Origin of the sequence: Paenibacillus sp. E194 (assembly GCF_000935845.1) — a bacterium.
Lineage (GTDB): Bacteria > Bacillota > Bacilli > Paenibacillales > Paenibacillaceae > Paenibacillus_B > Paenibacillus_B alvei_B.
The window spans coordinates 1-687 of the sequence record NZ_JMDX01000540.1; the positions used below are offsets into that span (position 1 = coordinate 1).

The window sequence follows — 687 nt, forward strand, 5'->3', positions numbered from 1 at the left end:
ACGATCTGCTCTACCATCCGCATCCAGTGACCTTGCAAGCGCTCCATCGTGCCTTGCTCGTACACCTGTCCGTTGTAGTCGAAATGAATGTGCAGCTCTTCTCCCGGCTGAATCATCACATTCAGGTCATAATTCGTTTGTTCCTCCGCTTGAACCCCCGTAATTTCCAGTCCGCTTGCATCCGCTGACGCTTCCGCCTGCGCGGTTTGCATCGGGTAGTTCTCGAACACAAGAATATGGTCGAACAGTTCTCTCGTTCCGGCGCACTGCGCCTGGATTTCGTGCAGCGGATAGTAGGCGTAACCTTGCGAGGCCAGCGCCTGCGCCTGCATGCGGCGCAGCAGGTCCGCAACCGTCTCCTGTCCCTCGCACGTTACCCGGACAGGCAGCGTATTGATGAACAGTCCGATCATCCCTTCCACGCCGGGCAGGTCTGCCGGTCGGCCCGACACGACGCCTCCAAATACCGCATCCCTGCTTCCGCTGTAGGCGTGCATCACCAGTCCCCATGCCGTTTGCAGCAGCGTGCTTACCGTTACACCGTGCGCAGTGGCCACCAGTGCAATGGCCTTGCTCTGCTCCCGAGGGACACTCCAGCTCACTCGTTTCGCTTCAAAGCCTTGCGCCTGACGCTGCCGCTTCGGCAGCGCAGATAGCGCAGATAGCGCTTCGCTGCCCTCCAACTGC

At 59.7% G+C, this 687-nt stretch carries 1 protein-coding gene; it reads right to left on the reverse strand.

Features of this window, described 5'->3' with window-relative positions; all coding sequences use genetic code 11:
- The coding region (locus AZ66_RS29450) for a condensation domain-containing protein (protein ID WP_231587112.1) at positions 1 to 687 on the reverse strand (687 nt) is incomplete at both ends.